The 21,762-nt window shown below is 66.6% G+C and carries 15 protein-coding genes and 3 pseudogenes; 3 read left to right on the top strand and 15 right to left on the bottom strand.

What is annotated here, in order from left to right; genetic code table 11:
* Nucleotides 1–38: 38 nt before the first annotated feature.
* The 3 genes and pseudogenes from STRNI_RS09795 to STRNI_RS41585 form a co-directional block, all read right to left on the bottom strand.
* Nucleotides 39–1,457, bottom strand: a complete 1,419-nt coding sequence (locus STRNI_RS09795; RefSeq protein WP_277410984.1) for an RICIN domain-containing protein — start codon at nucleotides 1,455–1,457, stop codon at nucleotides 39–41.
* 548 nt (nucleotides 1,458–2,005) lie between these two features.
* A pseudogene (locus STRNI_RS09790) lies at nucleotides 2,006–2,304 on the bottom strand (transposase); the annotation flags it as partial.
* Nucleotides 2,297–2,559, bottom strand: a pseudogene (locus STRNI_RS41585) (IS1380 family transposase); the annotation flags it as partial. The pseudogenes STRNI_RS09790 and STRNI_RS41585, both read right to left, overlap by 8 nt.
* 233 nt (nucleotides 2,560–2,792) lie before the next feature.
* Here STRNI_RS41585 and STRNI_RS09785 point away from each other — a divergent pair.
* Together STRNI_RS09785 and STRNI_RS09780 are read left to right on the top strand one after the other, a co-directional pair.
* Nucleotides 2,793–3,844, top strand: a pseudogene (locus STRNI_RS09785) (IS1380 family transposase); the annotation flags it as partial.
* 240 nt (nucleotides 3,845–4,084) lie between these two features.
* Nucleotides 4,085–6,919, top strand: coding sequence for a SpoIIE family protein phosphatase (locus STRNI_RS09780; protein ID WP_277413224.1), 2,835 nt, complete (start codon nucleotides 4,085–4,087; stop codon nucleotides 6,917–6,919).
* On the opposite strand, the gene STRNI_RS09775 is transcribed toward STRNI_RS09780, so the two are convergent.
* The 11 genes from STRNI_RS09775 to STRNI_RS09725 all read right to left on the bottom strand — a co-directional run bounded on the left by STRNI_RS09775 (nucleotide 6,858) and on the right by STRNI_RS09725 (nucleotide 17,264).
* The gene (locus STRNI_RS09775) at nucleotides 6,858–7,598 is read right to left on the bottom strand and encodes a LutC/YkgG family protein (protein ID WP_338149724.1); all 741 of its coding nucleotides are present in this window, start codon (nucleotides 7,596–7,598) and stop codon (nucleotides 6,858–6,860) included. The two genes, STRNI_RS09780 and STRNI_RS09775, sit on opposite strands and share 62 nt — an antisense overlap.
* Entirely contained in the window at nucleotides 7,595–9,058 is a 1,464-nt protein-coding gene (locus tag STRNI_RS09770) for a LutB/LldF family L-lactate oxidation iron-sulfur protein (RefSeq protein ID WP_277410983.1), read from the bottom strand. Before STRNI_RS09770 ends, STRNI_RS09775 begins: the two co-directional genes overlap by 4 nt.
* Nucleotides 9,055–9,795: a (Fe-S)-binding protein gene (locus STRNI_RS09765; protein WP_277410982.1), complete on the bottom strand. Its 741-nt coding sequence runs from the start codon at nucleotides 9,793–9,795 to the stop codon at nucleotides 9,055–9,057. Before STRNI_RS09765 ends, STRNI_RS09770 begins: the two co-directional genes overlap by 4 nt.
* A gap of 2 nt (nucleotides 9,796–9,797) precedes the next feature.
* Nucleotides 9,798–10,829 (bottom strand): aldo/keto reductase, encoded by a 1,032-nt coding sequence (locus STRNI_RS09760; RefSeq protein WP_277410981.1) that lies wholly within the window; start codon nucleotides 10,827–10,829, stop codon nucleotides 9,798–9,800.
* Nucleotides 10,830–10,834: 5 nt separating this feature from the next.
* Nucleotides 10,835–11,590: an SDR family NAD(P)-dependent oxidoreductase gene (locus STRNI_RS09755; protein WP_277413223.1), complete on the bottom strand. Its 756-nt coding sequence runs from the start codon at nucleotides 11,588–11,590 to the stop codon at nucleotides 10,835–10,837.
* Nucleotides 11,591–11,651: 61 nt separating this feature from the next.
* Nucleotides 11,652–12,503, bottom strand: coding sequence for a fumarylacetoacetate hydrolase family protein (locus tag STRNI_RS09750; RefSeq protein WP_277410980.1), 852 nt, complete (start codon nucleotides 12,501–12,503; stop codon nucleotides 11,652–11,654).
* A 145-nt stretch (nucleotides 12,504–12,648) separates the two neighbouring features.
* A complete protein-coding gene (locus STRNI_RS09745) occupies nucleotides 12,649–12,852 on the bottom strand; it encodes an L-rhamnose mutarotase (protein WP_277410979.1) in 204 nt (67 codons plus the stop codon).
* An 8-nt stretch (nucleotides 12,853–12,860) separates the two neighbouring features.
* A complete protein-coding gene (locus STRNI_RS09740; RefSeq protein WP_277410978.1) occupies nucleotides 12,861–13,952 on the bottom strand; it encodes an enolase C-terminal domain-like protein in 1,092 nt (363 codons plus the stop codon).
* Between the two features lie 74 nt (nucleotides 13,953–14,026).
* Entirely contained in the window at nucleotides 14,027–14,950 is a 924-nt protein-coding gene (locus STRNI_RS09735) for a carbohydrate ABC transporter permease (RefSeq protein ID WP_277410977.1), read from the bottom strand.
* Nucleotides 14,947–15,861: a carbohydrate ABC transporter permease gene (locus tag STRNI_RS09730; protein ID WP_277410976.1), complete on the bottom strand. Its 915-nt coding sequence runs from the start codon at nucleotides 15,859–15,861 to the stop codon at nucleotides 14,947–14,949. The genes STRNI_RS09735 and STRNI_RS09730 overlap by 4 nt, the downstream gene beginning before the upstream one ends.
* A gap of 92 nt (nucleotides 15,862–15,953) precedes the next feature.
* Entirely contained in the window at nucleotides 15,954–17,264 is a 1,311-nt protein-coding gene (locus STRNI_RS09725) for an ABC transporter substrate-binding protein (RefSeq protein WP_277410975.1), read from the bottom strand.
* Nucleotides 17,265–17,424: 160 nt separating this feature from the next.
* On the opposite strand from STRNI_RS09725, the gene STRNI_RS09720 reads away from it, so the two are divergent.
* The gene (locus STRNI_RS09720; RefSeq protein ID WP_277410974.1) at nucleotides 17,425–18,147 is read left to right on the top strand and encodes a GntR family transcriptional regulator; all 723 of its coding nucleotides are present in this window, start codon (nucleotides 17,425–17,427) and stop codon (nucleotides 18,145–18,147) included.
* Nucleotides 18,148–18,839: 692 nt separating this feature from the next.
* On the opposite strand, the gene STRNI_RS09715 is transcribed toward STRNI_RS09720, so the two are convergent.
* Nucleotides 18,840–21,212, bottom strand: coding sequence for a galactose-binding domain-containing protein (locus tag STRNI_RS09715; protein WP_277410973.1), 2,373 nt, complete (start codon nucleotides 21,210–21,212; stop codon nucleotides 18,840–18,842).
* Between the last annotated feature and the right edge of the window lie 550 nt (nucleotides 21,213–21,762).

The following is a 21,762-nucleotide window of genomic DNA, read 5'->3' as shown; positions in this document are numbered from 1 at the left end:
TTATGATCCGGACACAGACCCCGAGTCCACCGCGCAGGCTACAGCCTCCACTTTTGCTCCGGGCGGGCGTTGCAGGTTTGGATCGTTGCTTTGGTGTCGTCCACTTGGAGACACTTGCCGGTCTCTGGATTCTCTATTTGAGGCCAGATTGGAGTTTTCCATAGCTCGTTCCATCCACCGCCAGTGCAATCGTACAAGATGACTGGCGTACCGTCACCCTTGCCCTCGCCTTGGATGTTTAGACATTTTCCCAACACCTCCATTTTAACGGTCTCGTCAGGGCCTGTGATGTGGCTCCACCTCTGAGCGTTGCTGCCGTTGCAGGCGGCGGCCCGGACCGTAGTGCCATTGTCGTTCTTGCCGCCGACGGTTTCCAGGCACTGACCATCTTCATTCTTCACAGCTTGACTCGGAACGTCGAACTTCTGGGTGAGATTGTCGATCTCGTCGTCGTTTTTGCAGTCCCAGATGATCAACTTCTCATCCCATTTCGGAATGTCCAGGCACTTGCCGGAAGCTGTATTGAGAAAGGTTCCGTCGTCCCGGTACTCCCAGGCCTGATTCGGGTTCCATGAGCAGTCATAAAGGATGATCGGCGTATTGTTGTCCTTGGCGTCCCCCTGAGGATTCAAGCACTTTTGTATGCCGTCGTTCTTGATGGCGATCCGGCCCTGACTAAGAAACCAGGCCTGACTTTTGCTGCCACTGGTGCATGCTTTAAGGGTGACGCCGGTGCCATTGTCGAGTTTTTCTCCGTCGACCGTCAGGCACCCCGCCCGAGCCAGGATATTCTTGTTTCTGTCGATCTCGTCCTGGTTGAACTCCTTGGCGGTGCACCCTGGTTGCTGATCGGCGCTTCGCTTCTGCACTGCAGCCGTCGACCCGCCGCACGCCAGGACGATGTTCTCAAAGGCGGTGATCGGCGCGTTGCCGCGCTCGTTGGCCGGTACAACTTCCAGCCGCTGGTAATCTCTCCTGAGTTGTGCCTGGATCCGTTCTTCAAACGAGCCGTTGAAGAAGTAGGCCGTCGATGCATTTCGCGTGACGACTGGCCGGCCGCCACCATCTACGTTGATGATCACCAGCAGCCGGACTTGATTCCCCGCCGCATTTCGCACTTGACGCGTGTAATACGCCGTCACGCCTATGCTGTCTTGCCTGGGCGTGGCGCGCAGGTACACTGCATCATCCGGCGAAGTCAGCGTTTCTTGAATTAGTCGAGGAAACTCGCCGACAGTGGTTCCCTGGGCCTCCGGATCACGCAAATGCTTACTGGCGTGTCCGTTTGCGAGCGTTCGAGCCCAGGATTGCGCCGATCCTGGCCCCACGTTCGGCGGACGCTTGCCGTTTGGATAGGCGTAAGCGCCAGTTGCGAGGAAACCTTGAGCCAGCAGTGCGATCAGCAATGCTGCGACCAAGGAGACTATGCCGCGGTGTTTATTTCGCGACGTGTCCATGCCGTCCTCCCTTTCTTTCGGTGTACTCCACTCGGGCGCGTCTGAACGGTTGAACTCGCCAGACGGGCTTCAGGATGACGTCAGAGGTCTCTCAGTAACATCCGGCAGATGACCGATATTGGGAACTGAAGAAACGGTCCGCACGCCCTCACACCCCTCGCCGTGGCAGAGATCCGACGGCTCGTGGGCATCCAGCCCCCAGCAAAACGCCCTGGTGCCCCTCGGCTCCCCCTCGCCTGGCCCGCTGGCGCCGGGACGACATCAGGCCATTGCCCGCCACTGCCGCCACCAACACCGCACACAGCCCGGTCGAGTGAGTCACGAACATCGGACGCATGACAGGCCTTCAGCTCACTAACCTCAATCGTCCATGAGTCCCCGGCGGTTGGCTGACGGGGACTCTGTGTTTGCGTGGTGCCTTTCCGGGGGGGCGAGGCAGGGGGACGGCCCGGTTGTCGCCCCGGTGGGCGCCGGGTTCCACTTTCCCGGGATGTTGTGCGGGTCGTCGGGATGGTCGAAGTGGCTGGTGAACCGAGGTTGGGGAGGCTCTACAGCCGGTCGATTGCCAGGGCGATGACGCCAGTCCAGGGCCATCGGTAGTGAAGCGGAGCCAGCGGCGGCGGCCGGTGTTGACGAGCTGCGCGGCGGCGGAGAGCAGCCGCAGGCGAAGCCGTCTGGGTCCCCAGCGGCGAGTGTCGCCGGTCAGGGCGATCATCGGCATCCAGGCCAGCAGGTCGAGTGCGATGGAGACGAGCTCCAGCCAGATCTGGTTCTGTGCAGTGTCGTGCACGGGCAGGTTGCGCAGCCCGGTGTCGCGGGCGCCCTGGATGCGGTGCTCGCAGCGGGCCGAACACGTCGGGCTCGGCCCACAGCATGGCGACATCGGCCAGGCAGTCCCCGCCCAGAGCCGTCGCGAGCGCGACATTCAGCAGGATCTTGCCCGGAACATTCACCACCCGAGGCTTGTGCCACGGCGACAGCGCCGCCGGTATCGCGGTGTCCAGGCCGGACTTGCGGACCGTCTCGACCAGCAGCACCGCCCCCGGCCTGCGAGACCGCCCCCGGCACGGACACACGGGTACGATCCGCTACTCTTCTTCACCCGGGAAGAGCCTCTTTCGCTGCCACGGACAGGACCCTCAGCAAGTCCTATCGTTACAGGTCAGGGGTGTTTCTGTTTTCCCGGCCGCATCAGCAGAAAGTTCCTCTGACCAGCGAGAATGAGGATTGCTGAGGTCCAACCCGCACGTGTCGGAGGCGCACGGCCCCGGCCTACGAGACCACCGGCCGGCCGCCGCCCTCGACGCGGACACGCGGGTAGGACCCGATAGGCTTCTTCACCAGGCGATATCGGCGGCGCTGTCGCCGTGGCGCAAGCCCCATGCGGTGCACGACCCAGGCAAAGTCCTGCTCGATGCGGCACACACTCGGTGTGGGCTGTCTCGCAGACGTGCGAATGCTGCGGCGCGAACCGGGCGGGTACGGACCGGTGCCTCCGACCCGACCGTCTCCCGTCTGATCGACACCCTTGCCATGGCGGGAGACAAGGCCCTGGCAGCACTCCGCTTGGCACGCGCCGACTCCGTGAATACGTATGGAAGTTGGCCGGCGCCTCGGCTCCGGGTGCCGGCGGACAGGTGATCATCGACCTGGACGGGTGCTCGTCCTCGCGCACTCGGAGAAGCAGACGCCGCCGCGACCTGGAAGAAGACCTTCGGGCACCACCCGTTGATGGGTTTTCGTCGACCACGCAGCGGGGAGCCTGCCGCGGGCCTGTTGGAGCCGGGCAATGCCGGCTCCAACACCGCTGCCGACCACATCACCACCGCGCAACTCGCACTGGCCCAGCTGCCGAAGAACTACCGGCGCGGACGCCAGAGGCTGATCCGCTGCGATTCCGGCGGCGGCACCCATGAGTTCATGGCCCGGCTGGCAAAGCCGGGCCGGTGGCTGTCGCACTCGGTCGGCATGACCATCACCGACGCCATCCACCAGGCCCTCCTCAAGGTTCCCACCTCCGCCTGGACGGTGGCCATCGGACCGGACGGCGAGATCCGGGATGGCGCCTGGGTGGCCGAGCTGGACAGTGACGTGCTCAAGAACTGGCCCAAGAGGATGCGGCTGATCGTCTGCAAAGAACGCCCGCATCAGGGCGCCCGTTGCGCTTCACCGACGCCGACGGGATGCGGCTGACCTGCTTCGCCACCAACGCCAAGGACAACCGATCACCGCGCTGGAGCTACGGCACCGCCAACGCGCCCGTGCCGAGGACCGCATCCGCGCCGCCCGAGCCACCCGCCTGCGCAACCCCCCTGCACGACACCGCCCAGAACCAGATCTGGCTGGAGATCGTCCAGACCGCCCTCGACCTGTTCGCCTGGATGCCGACGCGACAGCCGGCCCCTCACCCTGCCCGCACCCCACTTAACAAGCCGAAACGCCCACCAGATGCATCGACGAGCCGTCACGAAAGATCGAGGTTAAGGACAAGCTAAGCCGATAGCCGCATATCCATGCACGCGGCGTGATACTCACCGCGACCAGCCCCTGCTGCGAATAGAATTATATGAGGCGCAGCTGGTGAAGTGATCAGTGATGTGGTGATGGTGACAGGCTCGGTGAATGCAATGTTCTGGTCGGAGACACGCGGGGCGAATTTCAGCATCGGGCGCGCTCGTGAGCATTTCCTGCAGGGAGACCCGGTCGAAGCGGGTGTGAGAAGTCCCATCCTGACTTCATGGGAGCGCTGTCGGCTGATGGGGCTTTCACCAGACCAATCGGATCCTCCTTACTGGCAGGGCCTCGACGTGGACGGCCGCCTCGTTCGCGCGGCTGAGCCCGTGCTCGACCGACTGCAATCCGTACTCTCGGGTAGCAGCGCAAGAGTGAGTCTTACCGATGAACGCGGTGCGGTGCTTCTACGCCGCTTCGGCGAAGCGTCGATGGTCCGAGAGCTGCCCCCGATCCACAGCAGGCCAGGCTTCGTGTTCGCCGAGCGGTTCACCGGGACCAACGCCATCAGTCTCGCGATCGAGGAAAGGCGCCTCTGCCACGTCCAGGGCGCTGAGCACTTCGCCGAGTGCTATCAGTCGAGCGCCTGCGCGGGCATACCTATTCGCAACCCCCTCAACGGCCATATCGAGGGTGTTCTCGCTGGCGCCTGCTCTCGCAGCGACACGCACCCGCCGATGGGAAGCCTGATTCGCAAGGCAGCCGAAGCCGTCGAGCGACGGCTGCTGGAGCAGAGCGCGGCGCGCGAGCGCGCCCTGCTGCAGGCGTATCTCGACGTCAAGGCCAGCGTGCAGACCGGCGAGGTGGCCGGCGGAGGCCACCTGATCGGGATGGAGGAGCTGAGCCATTACGGAGTGAACCCGAGTGATCACGTGATCCTCGTAGAGAAGGCCGCTGAGCTGATCTCCTTGGGCCAGAAGGCTGCCGTCGAGGTGCTTGTGTCCCGTGGACGGCGACTGACCCTCTTGAGCCGTTCGGTGACGACCCCATCCAGAGTGGAGGGCGTCGTCATCGAGGTGCTCCTTCCCCACGACTGGTCCCAGCAGGGCCTCGCCCTCCCGTACCTCGCCGACGAGCCACGCAGACTCCCGGCACATCCCGCCCCGCCGCGTGGTCCCCTGAATGGCGCGGCAACCAGCCGGAGCGACGCGCTGTCCCCTACCCCTGGCGCGCGTGGCACCAGTGACTCGGGCGACGGCCTGGTCAGCAGGCTGATGCTGGTGGGCGAGCCGGAGGTGGGGAAGTACGCCCTCGCGGCACGACGCCGCCTGGAGGTGCTGGCCGAGGCCAGCACCCGCATCGGCACGACCTTGGACGTGAGCCGCACCGCCTGGGAGCTGGCCGAGACAGCGGTCCCGCGGCTGGCCGACTTCGTCACCATCGATCTGCCCGAGGCCGTGCTGCGTGGCGAGGAGTCGGCTGACCCCGGCACCGATCTCCACCGTACGGTGGTTCACGGCATCCGCGAGGACTGCCCCTTCTACCCGGTCGGCGAGCGTGTGGACCTGCGCCCGAGGACGCCGCATATGCGGTGCCTGGCCAGCGGGCAGGTAGTGCTGGAACCGGATCTAAGGTCTGCCGCCGGCTGGATCGCCCAAGACCCCGAGCATGCGGAGCGGCTCCTCGCCTGCAACGTCCACTCCCTCATCTCGGTCCCTCTGCTGGCCCGTGGCGTCGTCCTGGGAATCGCCAGCTTCTACCGTTCGCAGGAGCCGGCGCCGTTCGGGGACGACGACTGCTCGCTGGCCCAGGAACTTGCCGCCCGCGCCGCCCTGTGCATGGACAACGCCCGCCGCTACACCCGCGAGCACACCCTGGCCCTGTCCCTGCAGCGGAGCCTGCTCCCGCGTGGCCTCCCCGAGCAGGACGCCGTCGAGGTTGCCCATCGCTATCTGCCCGCCGAATCCGGAGTGGGCGGCGACTGGTTCGACGTCATCCCTCTCTCCGGCACCCGCGTCGCCCTCCTTGTCGGCGACGTCGTCGGCCATGGGCTGCACGCCGCGGCCACCATGGGCCGGCTGCGTACCGCCGCACGAAACTTCGCCGAGCTGGAACTCGCCCCTGACGAGCTCCTCACCCACCTGGACAATCTCCTGGTGCGCCTGGATCGGGAGGAGGGCGGCGACAACGCCGGCTTCGGTAGTGCCAGCATGGTCGGCGCCACCTGCCTGTACGCCATCTATGACCCCACCTCGCGACAATGCACGATGGCTCGCGCAGGCCACCCTCCGCCCGCGCTGGTCCTCCCCGACGGCACCGTGACATTCCCCGAGCTGCCCGCCGGCCCCCCGCTCGGGCTGGGAGGCCTGCCCTTCGAAACGGCCGCGGTCCAACTCCCCGAACACAGCCAGCTGATCCTCTACACCGACGGTCTCATCGAGGACCGCGACCGCGACATCGACGAGGCCCTCGACTGTCTGCGCGACGCGCTGGCGCACCCCGGCACCACACCAGAGGACACCTGCGACGCGGTCATGCACGCGGTCGCGCCCGAGCACCCCGGCGACGACATCGCCCTCCTCGTCGCCCGCACCCATGCCATGCCGCCCGACCGGATCGCCTCCTGGGAGCTGCCCGCCGACCCGGCCCGCGTCTCCGACGTCCGCGCCGCCGCCATACGGCGGCTGAGCCAGTGGGGGCTGGACGGGGTCGCGTTCGCCGTAGAACTCTTGCTCAGCGAATTGGTCACCAACGCGATCCGCTACGGTGCGGAACCCATCCAGGTACGGCTGATCCACGATCGCACCCTGATCTGCGAGGTCTCCGACACCAGCAGTACCGCGCCACGCATGCGGCTGGCGGCTTCCACCGATGAGGGCGGGCGCGGCCTGTTCCTCGTCGCACAGCTCGCGCAGTCCTGGGGCACCCGCTACACCACCGACGGCAAGGTCATCTGGGCCGAGTGCGCACTGGACGTTCCTGAGGGCCACCCGGGAACAACGGGACTGTAGGTCTTTCGGCTCTGGCGCACTTTGGTTCCGCACACCCCATGTCCTGGCCCTCCGGTTCGACAACAACGATGTCCAGGGTGCGGGGCCCGTGGACCCCTTCCACGCGTTGTAGTTCGATGTCGCTGGTGGCGGATGGTCCGGAGACGAGGGTCAGTGGGCGGCGCGGATCGATCCGGCGCAGGGCCTCGGGCACGTCCCCGACGATCTGGTCGGCCCGGACGAGGCAGAGGTGGTAGTCAGGCAGCAGGGTGAGCGCCCGGCGGCCCTGCCCGGCGCCCGCATCCAGGACGAGGGTTCCGGTGACGGCGATCGCCAGTGCGCATGTGGTCACCACCCCGCTTGCCGTGTCGAGTTCCTGGACTCCCAGGGGTGGTTCGTCGCAGAGCCGCTGCCATGTGCCCGCCGAGGGCAGCCACTCGTCGGGGAAGCCCGCCGGAACGACGACCCGTGTGAGCGCATGCCGCTCGAACGCCGCCGTGACCGCGGCCCTTGCGTCGTGGGTACGGGTCACCGTGGCGCGGTAGTCCGCGGCGCGTTCCATGAAGAGCCCCGTCACATCGGCGTCCGCGTGGCTGTCCCGGTAGGCACAGGGCACGGTCACGGTGTCATGCGTTTCGGTGTCCGGTACGTCGGTCAGAGCCTCCCGGATGCGGCCGAGTACCGTTTCCCTGCTACTCATCGGCCCTCCTGCCGGTGCGTACGGCGCCACCAGGCGCGGAAAGTCCCGCGTGCGGGGGCTGGGGTGTCCCGCGTCCGTGACCAGTGGGCGAGTGGGCCAGGCAGGCTCCTCAGGACGCCCTGCCGGGACAGCAGCCGGCCGCCGAGCGCACCGACCCACTGCGCTGCGGTCAGAGTGTGTGGGGTGGCGAGGGTGGCCGCGGCGGCCTTCATGACCAGTGCCTCGGCAGTGGGTACCGGGCCCCGTTTGCTGTCGACGGCCCGTGCGCGCAGATGCACCAGCACCTCGGGAATGTCGATTTTCACCGGGCAGGCGTCGTAACAGGCGCCGCAGAGGGTGGAGGCGAAGGGCAGCGACGGCGCGTGCTCGATCCCGGCGAGCTGCGGGGTGAGCACTGCGCCGATGGGGCCGGGGTAGACCGAGCCGTAGCTGTGGCCGCCGGTGCGCTCGTAGACCGGGCAGACGTTCAGACATGCGGAGCAGCGGATGCAGGCGAGTGCCTGGCGTCCGACCGTGTCGCGCAGAGTGGCGGTTCGCCCGTTGTCGAGCAGCACGAGGTGGAAGTCTTGCGGCCCGTCGCCGTCGGTGGTCCCCGTCCACAAGGAGGTGTAGGGGTTCATGCGCTCGCCGGTGGACGAACGCGGCAGCAGCTGGAGGAAGACCTCCAGGTCGGCGAAGGAGGGCAGCACCTTCTCGATGCCCATGACGGTGATCAGCGTGTCGGGGAGGGTGAGGCACATACGGCCGTTGCCCTCGGACTCGACCACGGCGACCGTGCCCGTGTCGGCGGCGGCGAAGTTCGCGCCGGAGACGGCCACCTTGACCCGCAGGAACTTCTCGCGGAGGTGGCGGCGCGCGGCCTCGGCGAGGGCGGCCGGGTCGTCGGACAGTCCTTCGGGCGCCGGCCTGCCCCAGGCGGCCATGGAGTCGCGGAACAGGTCCCTGATTTCGGAACGGTTCTTGTGGATCGCCGGGACGAGGATGTGGGAGGGCCGGTCGTCGCCGAGCTGCACGATCAGTTCGGCCAGGTCGGTCTCGTAGGCCCGGATACCGGCGGTGGCCAGGGCCTCGTTGAGGCCGATCTCCTGGGTCGCCATGGACTTGACCTTGACCACTTCGCGCTCGCCGGTGGCCGCCACCAGCCCGGTCACGATCCGGTTCGCCTCGGCGGCGTCGGCCGCCCAGTGGACGGTGCCGCCCGCGGCGGTGACGGCGGCTTCCAGACGGATCAGGTGTGTGTCCAGGTGGCGCAGCGCGTTACGTTTCACGGCGGCCGCGGAGGTGCGCAGTTCCTCCCAGTCGGACAGCTCCGCGGCGAGCGTCGAGCGTCTGGCGCGGATGGTGCGGGTGGCGCCTCGCAGATTGGCGCGCAGGCGGCCGTCGGCGACGGCGGTGCGGGCCGCCTCGGGGAAGGAGGGAGTGCCGAGCCAGACGAGGCTGTCCGCAGTTGTGCCGCTCATCGTGCGTCTCCTTCGGTGGCGGCGAGGATTTCGGCAAGGTGCAAGCTGCCGATTCCCGTACGCAGCCGGTTCAAGCTGCCGGATATGTGCATCAGACAAGAGTTGTCCCCGGCCGTCAGCACCTCGGCGCCGGTGGACTGCACACAGTGCACCTTGTCGGCGAGCATGGCCGTCGACACGTCGGGGTTCTTCAGGGCGAAGGTCCCGCCGAAGCCGCAGCAGCCGTCGGCCTCGGGCAGCTCCATGAGGTCGATTCCCTTCACGGCACGCAGCAGCCGCAGTGGTTTGTCGCCCACCCGCAGCATGCGCAGGGAGTGACAGGTGGGGTGATACGTCACGCGGTGTGGGAAGTACGCGTCGACATCGGTGACGCCGAGCACGTCGACCAGCAGCTCGGAGAGTTCGTGCACCCTTGGTGACACCGTCTCCACCGCGGCCTGCAGCTTCGCGTCGCCGTACTGCCCGGCGATCGTGCGGTGGTGCTCCCGGATCATGCCGGCGCAGGAACCGGAAGGGGTCACCACGCACTCGTAGCCGGCGAATACTTTGGCGAAACGACGCACCATCGAAAGGGCCTCGGGCCGGTACCCGGTGTTGAAGTGCATCTGGCCACAGCAGGTCTGGGCCCGGGGGAACTCCACGGTGTGCCCGAGCCGTTCGAGGAGGCGGACCACGGCCCTGCCGGTCTGCGGGTACAGCGTGTCGTTGAAGCAGGTGATGAACAGCGCGATGCGCATGACTATGTTCCCTCCGGTACCGGCACGTGCGGCGGCAGCAGGCCTTCGCTCCGCAGCGCCCGCCACATCCCGTCGGGGATCGCGTGATTCATCTGTGCGGCAGCGTCGTGGACCTGAGCCGCCGAGCGCGCGCCCACGAGGACAGAGGCGACTGAGGGGTGCCCGAAGGGGAAGCGCAGTGCGGCGGCGCGCAGTGGCACCCCGTGCCCCTCGGCGACTGTCCGCATCCGCAGCGCACGGCTCACCAGGGATGCCGGAGCGGTGGTGTAGTCGTATGTGGCACCGGGCTTCGGGTCGGCCAGCAGTCCGGAGTTGAACACGCCTCCGACGATCACACTCTTGCCGCGCGCCGCGGCGGCGGGCAGCAGTTCTTCCAGGGCCGTCTGCTCCAGCAGGGTGTAGCGCCCGGCGCACAGCACGGCGTCGACATCTGTGTCTTCAAGGAATCGGGTCAGCATGCGGCTCTGGTTCATCCCCGCGCCGATCGCGCCGACCACGCCTTCGGACCGCAGTTCCTCCAGCGCGGGATACGCTTCCCCAAACGCCTGCTCTTCGTGGTCGTCGGGGTCGTGCAGCAGCACGAGGTCGACGCGGTCGAGGCCGAGCCGGGTCAGGCTCTCTTCCAGCGAACGGCGGACGCCGTCGGCGCTGAAGTCCCACCGTCTGTGGTGGGTCGCGGGTACGGCGAAACCGTGGGCGAGATCGTCCTCGAAGTCCCCGGCGCGCCCGCGGCCTTCCGTGGGTACGAGCAACCGCCCGACCTTGGTCGAGACCGTGTAGGCGTCCCGAGGTTTGGTCCGCAGTACGGCGCCGAGTCTGTGCTCCGACAGACCCAGACCGTAGTGCGGGGCGGTGTCGAAGTACCGGATGCCCGCGCCCCAGGCCGCTTCGACAGCGGCACCGGCCTCGTCCTCGTCGACAGGGGTGAAGAGGCCGGCGATGGCGGCGGCGCCCAACCCCAGGGCGGTGACGGCGACATCACTGCGCCCCAGGGTGCGGCGCGGAAGTACCGGTTCGTGAGCGGTGTTGTGCATGCCCGTCACTGTCCCGCCGGCCGCAGGCGCAGCCCCTGCATCCCGCCGTCCACCGCGAGGGCGGCGCCGGTGACCGAGGCGGCGGCTGGCGAGGCCAAGTAGACGATGGCAGCGGCCACTTCGTCGGCCGAAACCAGGCGGCCCAAGGGCTGGCGGGCGTTGAGCGCGGCGCGTTCCGCGGCCGGATCCGCGGCCTGGTCCAGGAGGCGGCCCACCCACGGCGTGTCCACTGTGCCGGGGTTCACGCAGTTGACCCGGATGCCCTCCCGCACGTGGTCCGCGGCCATGGCCAGCGTCAGCGACTGGAGTGCGCCCTTGCTCGCGCTGTACAGCGCCCGCTGGGGCAGGCCCGCCGTGGCGGCGATCGAGCAGACGTTGACCACAGCGGCGTGAGCGGAGGCCCTGAGGTGGGGCAGCGCAGCCCGGGTCGTGCGCACCACACCCATGACGTTCACATCGAAGACACGGTGCCACTGGCCCTCGTCACCGTCCTCGACGGTACCGACGGCCCCGATGCCCGCATTGTTGACCACAATGTCGAGGCCCGAAAGGTCCGAGGCCGCCGCATCCACCGCGGTCCGCACCATGTCGTCGTCCGACACGTCCGCGCGGTAGCCGCGCAGAGGCTCCGGCACCGCCGACGGGTCGAGGTCGAGGACGGCGACGTCCGCGTCGCAGGCAGCGAGCAGCCATGCCGTGGCCAGTCCTATACCCGAAGCCCCGCCGGTGACCAGGGCGTTCAGCCCGGACAGTCCCCTCATGGGTGCGCATTCGCCGATCAGGGCGTCACGGTCGTCGTAGCCGTTCATGTTTGCTTTCCCTTCATGCCTGTTCGAAGGTCTGACGTTGGCTGCCCAGACCGTCGATGGCGAGTTCGGTGGTGTCACCGGCCCGGAGGTAGGGCGTGTCCGGCAGGCCGAGGGCGACTCCGGCGGGGGTGCCGGTGTTGATGACGTCGCCGGGCTCCAGCACCATGTACTGGCTGAGGTACCAGACGAGGAACGCGATGTCGAAGATCATGTCCTTGGTCGTGCCGTCCTGCCGCTGCACGCCGTTGACGGACAGCCTCAGGCCGAGCGCCTGCGGATCGGGCACCTCGTCAGGGGTCACGAGCCAGGGCCCGAGCGGGTTGAACGTCTCGCAGGACTTGCCGAGGTCCCACTGCGCCGAGAGTTCGAGCTGGAAGGCGCGCTCCGACACGTCGTTGCTGATCGCATAGCCGCCGATCGCCTCTGCCGCGTCCGAGGGGTAGGCGAGATAGCGTGCGCGCCGGGCGACCACCACTGCGAGTTCCACCTCCCAGTCGGTCTTGGCCGAGCCGCGCGGGATGAGGACGGTGTCGTGAGGGCCGACCACGGTGGATGGGTCCTTCATGAACACCACCGGTCGCTGTGGCACGTCGGCCCCGGTTTCCGCCGCGTGGTCCCGGTAGTTGAGGCCGATGCACACCACCTTGCCGGGACGAGCGACCGGTGCGCCTGTGCGCATCCCTTCCGCATCCAGGAGCGGCAGTTCGCCGGAGCCGAGGGCGGCTCGTACCCGCTGCACACCGCCGCCCGCCAGGAAGGGGCCGTCGATGTCGCCGGTCAGCCCAGAGAGGTCGTAGATGCGTCCGGCACTGTCGCGGACTGCGGGGCGCTCCTTGCCGGGGGCGCCGAGGCGCAGCAGTTTCACGTGGATCTCCTTGCGGTCGCGAGTTCACGGGGCGAAAACACGGTGGCTGTCGTAGGGAGCCGGGGGGCGGCGGACGGTCGTCCGCACGCAGGTCGAAGGGGGGTGCTGTGGCCTACTCCATGAGGAACACCTGCTCCATGGAGGCCTACCACTCGCCCGGCACCGTCTCCTGCACGGGTTGCTGGCAGGGGCCGGTGAGCTTCCACCAGGCCTGCGTCGCCTCGTCCGCGGCCATGAGGGCGAGGTCCGCAGCCAGGTCGTCGCCGTGGTACTCGAAGGAACTGAACAGCCGGTCGCCGAGCAGATGGATCGAGTAGTTCGCGATGTGGTGGCGGCGCGTTGCACCCACAGTGGGTGTCACACGGGCGGCAGGACGGTCTTGAGTGGGGCCGGGGCGCCGGTTGCGGCCCACAGGGCCTCATAGCCTATGCCGGGGCCGGTCGGTGCGTGGACCAGGCCCTTCGCATCCACCTCGGCTGTCCGGCGGACAGGGTTGGAGTCGACGAGGTCCTCGTAGTAGGTGGTGTTCGGGATCGCCATGCACAGGTGGGTGTTGGGCAGCCCGCCTCCGTGGACCTCGGCGCGCAGGCGGAAGGAGTCCGCGAGGTGGGCAATGCGCAGGGACCCTGTGATGCCGCCGCGGAAGTACGTGCCGGTGCGTACTGCGGAGGCACAGCCGGAGGCAATGAAGTCGGCGGTGTTCATATGGACTCCGTCGCTCGTCTCACCGACGAGCAGCGGGACGCCGACGCGTTCGGCGAGTCTGCGGTAGGCCGTGACACTGAACTCCCGCATCGGCTCCTCATACCACAGGTAATCGTGTTCCGTCAGGACTTGGCCGAGCCGGATGGCGTCGAGCAGGTCGAACCCTGCAGAGCCGTCGTACATCAGCGCCACATCGGGGCCGACGTGCTCACGCAGCGCCCGGCACAGCTCGACGTCGCGGTTCACATCGCCCCAGGCATGCAGTTTGATCGCTTGGTACCCAAGCTCCAGACACTGGTCGGCGACATCGAGGTACTCCGCGATGCTGGAGAACGTGACGGTAGAGGCGTAGGCGGGAACGGCATCCCGGAACCCGCCGATCAGCTGATGGACCGGCAGTCCCGCGGCCTTCCCTGCGATGTCCCACAAGGCGACGTCGACCACGCCCTGGACGTAGATGGGGAATTCCTCAATGCGGTCGAGTTCCCACATCCGGTGCCACAGCCACTCGCGGCGCAGCGGATCCGCGCCGACGAATTCGCTGCGGATGCGCCGGTTGACGATGTCCGCGAGGATGGGACCGCGTCGGCAGTACGCGTAGCCGCTCAAACCCTCATCCGTGGTCACGACGAGCCAGCCGGCTGTATGGGGGCCGTCGGAGCCGGGCAGGCCATTGCGCCAACGGAAGGCCGGCGAGTTGCCGTGCTCTTCGACAAGGACGACGTCGACAGACGTGATACGCACAGATTCCTCCGGAAAAAGGGTGGGGGATGTGGCCGGCCAGAGCGGCCGGCGGGACTGCTCGCGCAGTCCGGGGGTCAGCTCTTGACGGAGCCGGCCAGGATGCCGCGGACCAGGTAGCGCTGGCAGAGAAGGAAGATGACCGCAATCGGCAGGACCACGATCACGCCGGCGAGGGCGACTTCGGGCCGGGTGATGGGCAGTTGGCTGCCCCCGATGGCGGGGTTCAGTGCAGGGGTACCGGAGATGACCGCGCCCAGTCCGACAGGCAGGTTGAACATCTCCTGCTCGCTGAGCATGACGTAGGGGAGGAAGTAGTTGTTCCAGTTCGCCACGAAGCCGAAGAAGGCGATCAGCCCGACCAAGGGTTTGGCGAGCGGCAGCGCGATGCTCCAGAACAGCCTGATCTCCGTGGCGCCGTCGAGGCGGGCGGACTCCATCAGCTCCCTCGGCAGGGAGGTGGAGAAGTAGATGAAGGCGAGGTAGACGCCGAAGGGGTAGAAGGCCCCAGGGAGGATCACCGACATCGCCGTGTTGGTGAGGTGGACCGCATTGATCTCCAGGAACAGCGGCAGGACCAGCGCGGTGGGCGGGACGATCATGGCGATCAGGGTCAGCACGAGGATCAGCCGCCGCCCCCGGACTCGGGTGGTGGCCAGCGCATACCCGGCCAGCACGGATGTGGCGAGAGTGATCACCAGGGACCCCGCCGAGTAGAGCACCGAGTTCACCAGCCACTGGTAGATCACGCCGGAGTCATAGGCGATCAGATGGTGCCAGGCAGTGGCGACCTGGTCGAGTGAGCCGAAGCTGAGCGGGTGGTCTCCAACCAGCTGGGCATCGGTTTTGGTGGGGGCGAGCAGCAGCCACAGCAGGGGGATGAGGCAGTAGACGGCGAAGCCCAGCAGGATGACGCAGCGCAGTGTGCGTCCCAGAGTCCAGCGCTTGGAGCGGCTTCGCCGACGACGGCCTGCGGCATGTTCGGCGGAGGCGGTGGTCATCGGTCCATTTCCGTACTGAAGAAGTCGGTGCGAAAGATCAGGAGCAGTGCGGCCAGAGTGGATATGGCGAGCAGGATCACGGAAACGGTCGCGGCACCTCCGAAGTCGCCCGACTGGAAAGCCAGCGCGTAGCCGAACTGGTTGAGCGACCACCACGGGCTGCCTGCGCTGCGCGTGATCTGGTAGATGAGCTGGGGCTCGACGAAGATCTGCACGCCTGCGGCAAAGGACAGGATCACCATGTAGAGGACGTACTTCGTGACCATTGGCAGCTTGATGAGCAGAGCCCGGCGCACGGGACCGCAACCGTCCAGCGCCGCCGCCTCCAGTACCTCGTCGGAAATGTTCTGCAGCGCGCCGTACATGATGACGATCCACTGGCCCACCCCGGTGGTGAAGGCCATGATCGCGAAGATGAGCGTGAGATTGCCGTCCTGGAAGACCTCGGCGTCACTGGTCAGGCCCATCGCCTTCAGCATCGGAGCGAAGGGGCTGAGGCTGGGCTGGAGCATGCAGTACCACAGCAGGACGCTGGCCGACCCCGTCACTGCGCCGGGCAGGAAGAAGATCAGGCGCATGGCCCCGGTGACGCGGCTGACACGATCGTGCAGCAGCAGCGCGAAGAACAGGACGCCGATCACCATGGGGGGCAGCCACAGCAGAAGGAACATCCCGACGTGCGCGAGCGCGGGCAGGAACCGGAAGTCGGCGAAGACGTTCTGGTAGTTGCCAGTGCCCAAACTGCTGCCTGCGGTGGCTGCGCTATCGACGACAAAGGAGTCGTAGATCGCGTAGCCCGTGGGGAGGAGTCCGAAGACCAGCAGTAGTACGAGGTACGGGGCGAGGAACCACCATCCGTGAGCGTCGGACCGCCGCCGTCGCGGCGCCAGCGCGGCCAGCCTGTTTACCACGGTCTCTCCTTTCATTCGGTGCGCCGGCCCGGGCGCCCGTGCGTCCGGGCCGGCCAAGTGCGCCCGGTGCACGACCGCCGGGCGACCATGGGTCAGTTGACGGTGTAGCCCGTTGACTGGGCGAGCTGAATGAGCTGGGTCTGCAGGTCCGCCATTCCGTCGGCGAGCTTTCCGCCGGCGCGGACCTTGGCTACGAGGGTCGACGTGATGGCGGCATCGACCTCGTACACGGTGGGCTTTTCCGCGGGGTTGATCAGGTTGGCCTGCTTCTGCAGCACGGGGAAGGGGTCGGTGGCATAGAAGGTGTCACTCGCGTGCTTGGCGCCCCATGCCTTCGCTGCGGGACCGTAGGCCGGGTAGGTCGGCGCATTTGCCTGGTACTTGTTGGCGGTGGCCATCCACTGGGCGACCGCAGCGGCCCCCTTCTTGTTGGCCGAGCGCTTGGAGACTACGTAGATGCCGCCGCCGGTGGCACCCGAGTAGTTCTTCGACTCTCCCTGCCACTTCGGATAGGGGGCCGCCGCGATCTTGCCGTTGGGGGTTGCGAAGGATGCGGCGGGCTTGAAGAGGAAGTCTCCGTACCACGAGGCGCCCGGCATCATGAGGACCTTCCCCTTCTTGCTGAGCTTGATCATCTCAGGGTCGAAGGGACCGTGGCGGGAGACGGCGCCGGACTTGATCAGCGGGTCCAGCAGCTTGGTGACCCGAGTGCACTTGGGGTCCTTGGTGTTGATGTGCACGGCGCCCGGACCGGTGACGGTCTGCAGCGGGCAGCCGCTGGAATACAAGAAGTCGTAGTACACGAATTGGCCCCCGGCCGAGCCGATGATGGTGCCGGGGTGGTCCTTGGCGACGCGCCGTCCCAGGTCTGCATATTCCTGCCAGGTAGTGGGGATCTCATAGCCCCACCGGTCCATGAGCGGCTTGTTGTACCAGAGAACGGACTGCGCCAGGTCGTTCTTGAGGCAGACCAGCTTGCCGTCGATTTTGCAGGTGTCGTTGGCACTTCCGAAGCCCTGCTGCACGCTTGCGGGGACCAGGTGGTCCAAGGGCTCGGCAAAGTCGAAGAGCTTGCTGCTGAGCGATGCGGCATGGGTGGGCAGCGGACTGAAGATGACGTCCGGGTGGCCCTTGCCCGTGCGGTTGAACAGCTGGATCTTGGTCAGGAGCGCGCTGGTGTCGTACGTCTCGATCTTCATCTTGACGTTCGGATGGGCCTTCTTGAACTGCTCGAAGCCGGGCTGGCGGGTGGAATCGGACCACACCAGCAGGGGGCGGTCCGGGTCGCTCTGGGGCGTCGCGGAGCCTCCGGACGGGGTGCACGCCGAGAGGACCATCGCAGCGGAAGCGAGAAAAGCAGGAGCTAGGACGCGCCAGCGGCGTGATGCAATACCGGGTATCACGGACACTCCTTCAGTCACAGTCGGCCATGTGTGTGAGCACCGTGCCGAAAACATCATGTACGATTCCGTTTAGAGTGCAGACGAGGACACCCACTGTCAAGGGATCTGTGGACGAAGGTTTGCCGGCGCGGTTTGCAGCAGAAGCGGGAGGGTGAGAGCAGTGACGGACGAGACGTACCCAGTGGCCACGCATCAGGCCAAGGGCGTCGGCCGGGCCGAGAAGATTTGGCAGCCGCCGGCACGCAACATACTGGCCGACGACATTTATGAGGTGATCAAGGAAGGTTTGCTCGCCAACCGCTTCGCTCCCGGCGAGCGACTCAACCTTGACCAGATCGCTCGCGAGCTCAAGGTCTCCAATACGCCGGTCCGCCAGGCCCTCGCGCGTCTCACGTCGGAGGGGCTGGTGACCAACGAGCCGTACCGCGGCTTCAGAGCATCCATGCTCCTCGACTCCCGCGGCATCGAGGAGCTCTATGAATACCGGCTGTTCGTCGAACCGCCCACCGCTGCCAATGCTGCCCGGCGGAACGACCAGGAAGGCGTCGCCGATCTGGCTTCGATCTGCGATCCCTCGGCCGCCCCCGCAGACCTGTCAGGAGATGACGCGCGCGACACCAAGGCCCAGCGGGACATCAACTTCCACCTCAGGCTGGCAAGGATCTCCGGCAACCGCGTCGTGACAGACCATCTGGAACGCACATACACCCGCATGCGGCTCTACAACTTGTACAACCGTCACGATGCCGCCACCCAGACAGGAGAGGAACACCAGCTCATTGTCGACGCGATACGCCGGGGCGATCCGGATGCCGCAGCCACAGCCATGCGGGACCACCTCACGAGCGCCTTGGATCGGCTGCGTCAGGCATTGGTCGAGTAGCGCGCCTGGGAACCGTCGACGGACCGTGATTGCCGGGGTTGACCGAGCTGTCCCGCGTCACAGAACACGACAGCGGCCGCAGGCTCGTCGAGCGCGAGAAGGGCAGCCCTGGCCGCAGCGCCCCCGGCAGGCGTGAGTGGACGGGCCGGCCAGGTGCTCGACTGCGATCAAGTGCCGGGTGCCGACAAAATTGGGATGCTCACGGTAGCGCTCGAGCGCCTGGGCGGCGTCCGGTCAAGGGGCCCTTGGGGTGCTTACGGTCTGGGCGTGGCCGGTGAGTGTGCCAGCGGCCACGACGATCAGTGCGGCCGGCAGAAACCTGCCGACCACGGCGTGCGCCCGCAGGCTCCGGAAGGCGCATCGCCACTGCTTGCTGGCAAGGTGGCAGCGGGGCATGAGGTTGGCCGGTCGCCCGGGTTCGGGCGGCGGCCCATCCAGGACTTTCGGAGTCGTCGGCACCGTACTGACAGGCGAACCGCGCGGTCTCGGCCTTGGCGGCGTATCCGGCGGCGCCGGTACCGTCGCGGTGCCGCCGGATACGCCGCGCTTGGTCAGCTGCGCCTGGCGCTCGGTGTCAACTGTTTCGGCGGACCGCTTGACACCGGGGCTGCCGCGCGTCGCCGGGGCGTGGGCGCAGGATGCTTCGTCGTCGCCGACGAGGCATCCTGCGCGTGCTCAGCCGCTGCGGCGGCTCAGTGGCCGAACACCCTCACCTCCTCCAGGGCAAACGACTTTCCGGCTGTCCTGACCACTGCGACGTACTGCCCGGACTTACCAGATAGCGGGCAGTTGTAGGTGCTTGCGTGGGGCAGTGGTGTCCCGCCGACCTTGCATGCAACGGTGTAATCCGTCGACATGTCCTTTTTGTCCGACACTCGGACTTCGAAGTCCTGCCGCTGGGTCGGAGCGTCGTGGTCCTGGCGGAAGAGGATCTGCACGCTCGACAGGCTGTGTGAGGCTCCGAGGTCGGTCTCCCAATAGGCATTGGCGTCATCGGCGGTCGAGGACCATAGGCTGGCGTTCCCCTGGCTGTCGAGCCCCCTCTCATCATTCGCTTTGGAGCCCTCATAGCTGGGCGAGTAGCTGCTGGAGACGAATGTCTCCTTCTTGTACGCGAGATTCGTCTGTGCCGGTCCGTTCAGGAGCCCGGCGTACGCGGGCTCGAGTCCGGCGTTGGAGATGATGTTCTGTGCCTCCGTCGGCCAGGTCGTCAGGCCGGCTTTGTTGGTGCTTTGCGGGTCGCTTGTGCTGTCCGGCACCGTTGATTCGTGGGAACTCCCTGCGTCAGAGCCGATGTAATTGTTCTGCACGACGTTGTCATGCGCGATGCGATCTCCGTTCTGGACAAAAGCCCAGTGCGGTGTGTAGCCGCCGACAACGTTGTTCTCCACGTCCCAGTAGCTGGATCCGTTGTCCAGGTACAGCGAAGCGAAGTCTTGGGAGTTTTGCTCGAGGTAGTTGCCCTTTATGGTCGAGCGCGGGGACGCCCCTTGAGTCCCCAGGACATAGATCGCGCCGCCGTCCCTCATCGCTGAGGTCTGCACGTTGTGGACGTAGTTGTTGTCGACGTGGTTGTCGACCATGGTGCTGGAGTTATAGCCCCAGCCCCAGCCCAGGGAGATGCCGGTGTAGGGCACGTTGAAGACGTTGTTGTGCGAGATGCTGGTGTGCTTTACCCGTGTGGCCAGGATGCCGACTCCCCCGATGTATTCGTTGGCCACGTTGTGCACGTAATTGTTCTTCACTGCGTAGTTGGATTCGATCGTGGCGGGTTCCTTGTAGATGTCGCCGGCCCCGATCTGGACGCCATTGCCGGAAACATCGGTGATCACATTGCCGGTCACCGAGTTGTCGTTGCCGCCCCCGTCAAAGCCGAGACCGCTTCCGCCGAGGTGCTCAAAGGTGTTCCCGCTGAACGAGACGTTTTTGCAGGTGTGGCAGGTGATGTTCGCCGGGAGCAAGCCAACATTATCCGCGCCGAACTCTGTACTCGACGGTTTCCGGTCCGCCGCGTATTTCGTGAAGCGCACGTTGGCCTGGGCGTCCACCACGCCATAGTCGTCCAGGAGCCAGGTGGCGTGCTTGAAACCGAGGCCGGTGAACTGGATGTGCTCCACAGGTTTGTCCGGGGTCCCTGCCAGGTTGACGAGGGTCTGCAGCTTGCCTGCGACGGCCGTGGCGGTGCTCATGGTCTGACCTTCGCGCGGGATGTAGTAGATCTCGTGGGCGACCGGGTCGATGGCGAACTGGCCCGGCGAGCTCAGCAGCTCTTTGTGGTTCTCCACGGCCGTGGGCACGCCAAGGGCGCCCCAGTGATTGCCATGGTTCGCGTTGTCTTGGCAGGGGTTCGTCACGATGACTCGGCTGTCGGATACCGAGGAAAGCGGGCAGACCGAATGCCTCCACGGATTGCCGGCAGGCGAGTAAACCACGTTGGCCGTTTCGGGGTTAGTCCAGCCCTTGGTTTTGTCACTGGTGAAGGTGAATCCCTTCTTGTCCGTGTCCTCTTCCATCGTGCCGAAGACTTCGCTGGCCGCTGCGCTGGCGAGGTCGGCGCGCTGGCCGTCGACCCAGAGCTGCCGGGTGTTGTTCAGGGCAACTTCGCCCTTCGAGTCCAGCAAACTAGCTTTCCAGATGTGCTTCTCTGGGTTGTCCTTGTCCTCTGTCCACGTGCCCTTCGGGATGGTGTAGCCGCCGCTGAGTACGACGTTCTCGCCTGCCTTCGCCCGGTAGATGACGTCGTGGTCGTTCGTACCCGAGTCGCCTGAGTCGAATGTCAGTTTGTCGGGGAGCACGTAGGTCCCGCCCGCCAACTCGACGACGAGGTCTCCGGTCATGGCCGCTGTCAGCGGCCGGACTTTCTCTTTGGCGGCCTCCAGGCTGCAGGCGTTCTCCGGCGTCGAGCAGTCGCCCGTGCCCTTGGCCTCGGGTGAGGCGTAGTACGTCGCCTGCACAGCCGCGGTCGCCGTGGTGGGTTGCAGACCCCAGCATGCCGTCATTCCGATCAGTGCCGCGGACAGCCGGGCTATCGCTCGGCGAGCCCGCGGAACCTTGCGTCTTGTCATGTGGATCACTCTCCTGTGCTGCTGAATTGTGGAGCGGGTGTGCGGGGTGGTTCATGCCATGGCTCGGGCGATGCAGCGGTCGTGTCCGGTGGGGGCACCGGCGCTTTCCCGCTTCCCCTCGTGGCCGGTCCCCGGTGCAGGGCAGGCGTGGACGAGACCCCAAGAGTCGACGGCCGCTTCTCGCTGCACGGGATTGGCCAGGGTGAAGGACTCGTAGGACGTGTTCGGGACCACCATGCACAGGTGGGTGGCGACGATCCCGTCACCGTGGACCTCTGTGCGGAGCAGAAAGGCACCCGCCAGACATGCGAGACGCAAGGCCGGTGATGCCCCCGCACAGAATCACGCTCGCAAACGGCCCTTGAGGGCGCTTCGAGCAGACTTTTGACCAGGAAGCGCTGAGAGAAGGGAAATACGGAGATCGTGGCAATCAGACCTGCGATGGCCACGTTGGGGCGTAGAGCGGCAGCTTGGCTGTCGCTCCGGCCGGGGTTGAGCGGCGGGCCGCCGGAGACGAGGGCTCCGAGGTCGACCCAGAGGTTCTACTGGG

This window comes from Streptomyces nigrescens, from assembly GCF_027626975.1.
GTDB lineage: Bacteria > Actinomycetota > Actinomycetes > Streptomycetales > Streptomycetaceae > Streptomyces > Streptomyces nigrescens.
Note: the sequence above shows the minus strand (reverse complement) of the source record. Positions and strands in the feature narration are given on the sequence as shown.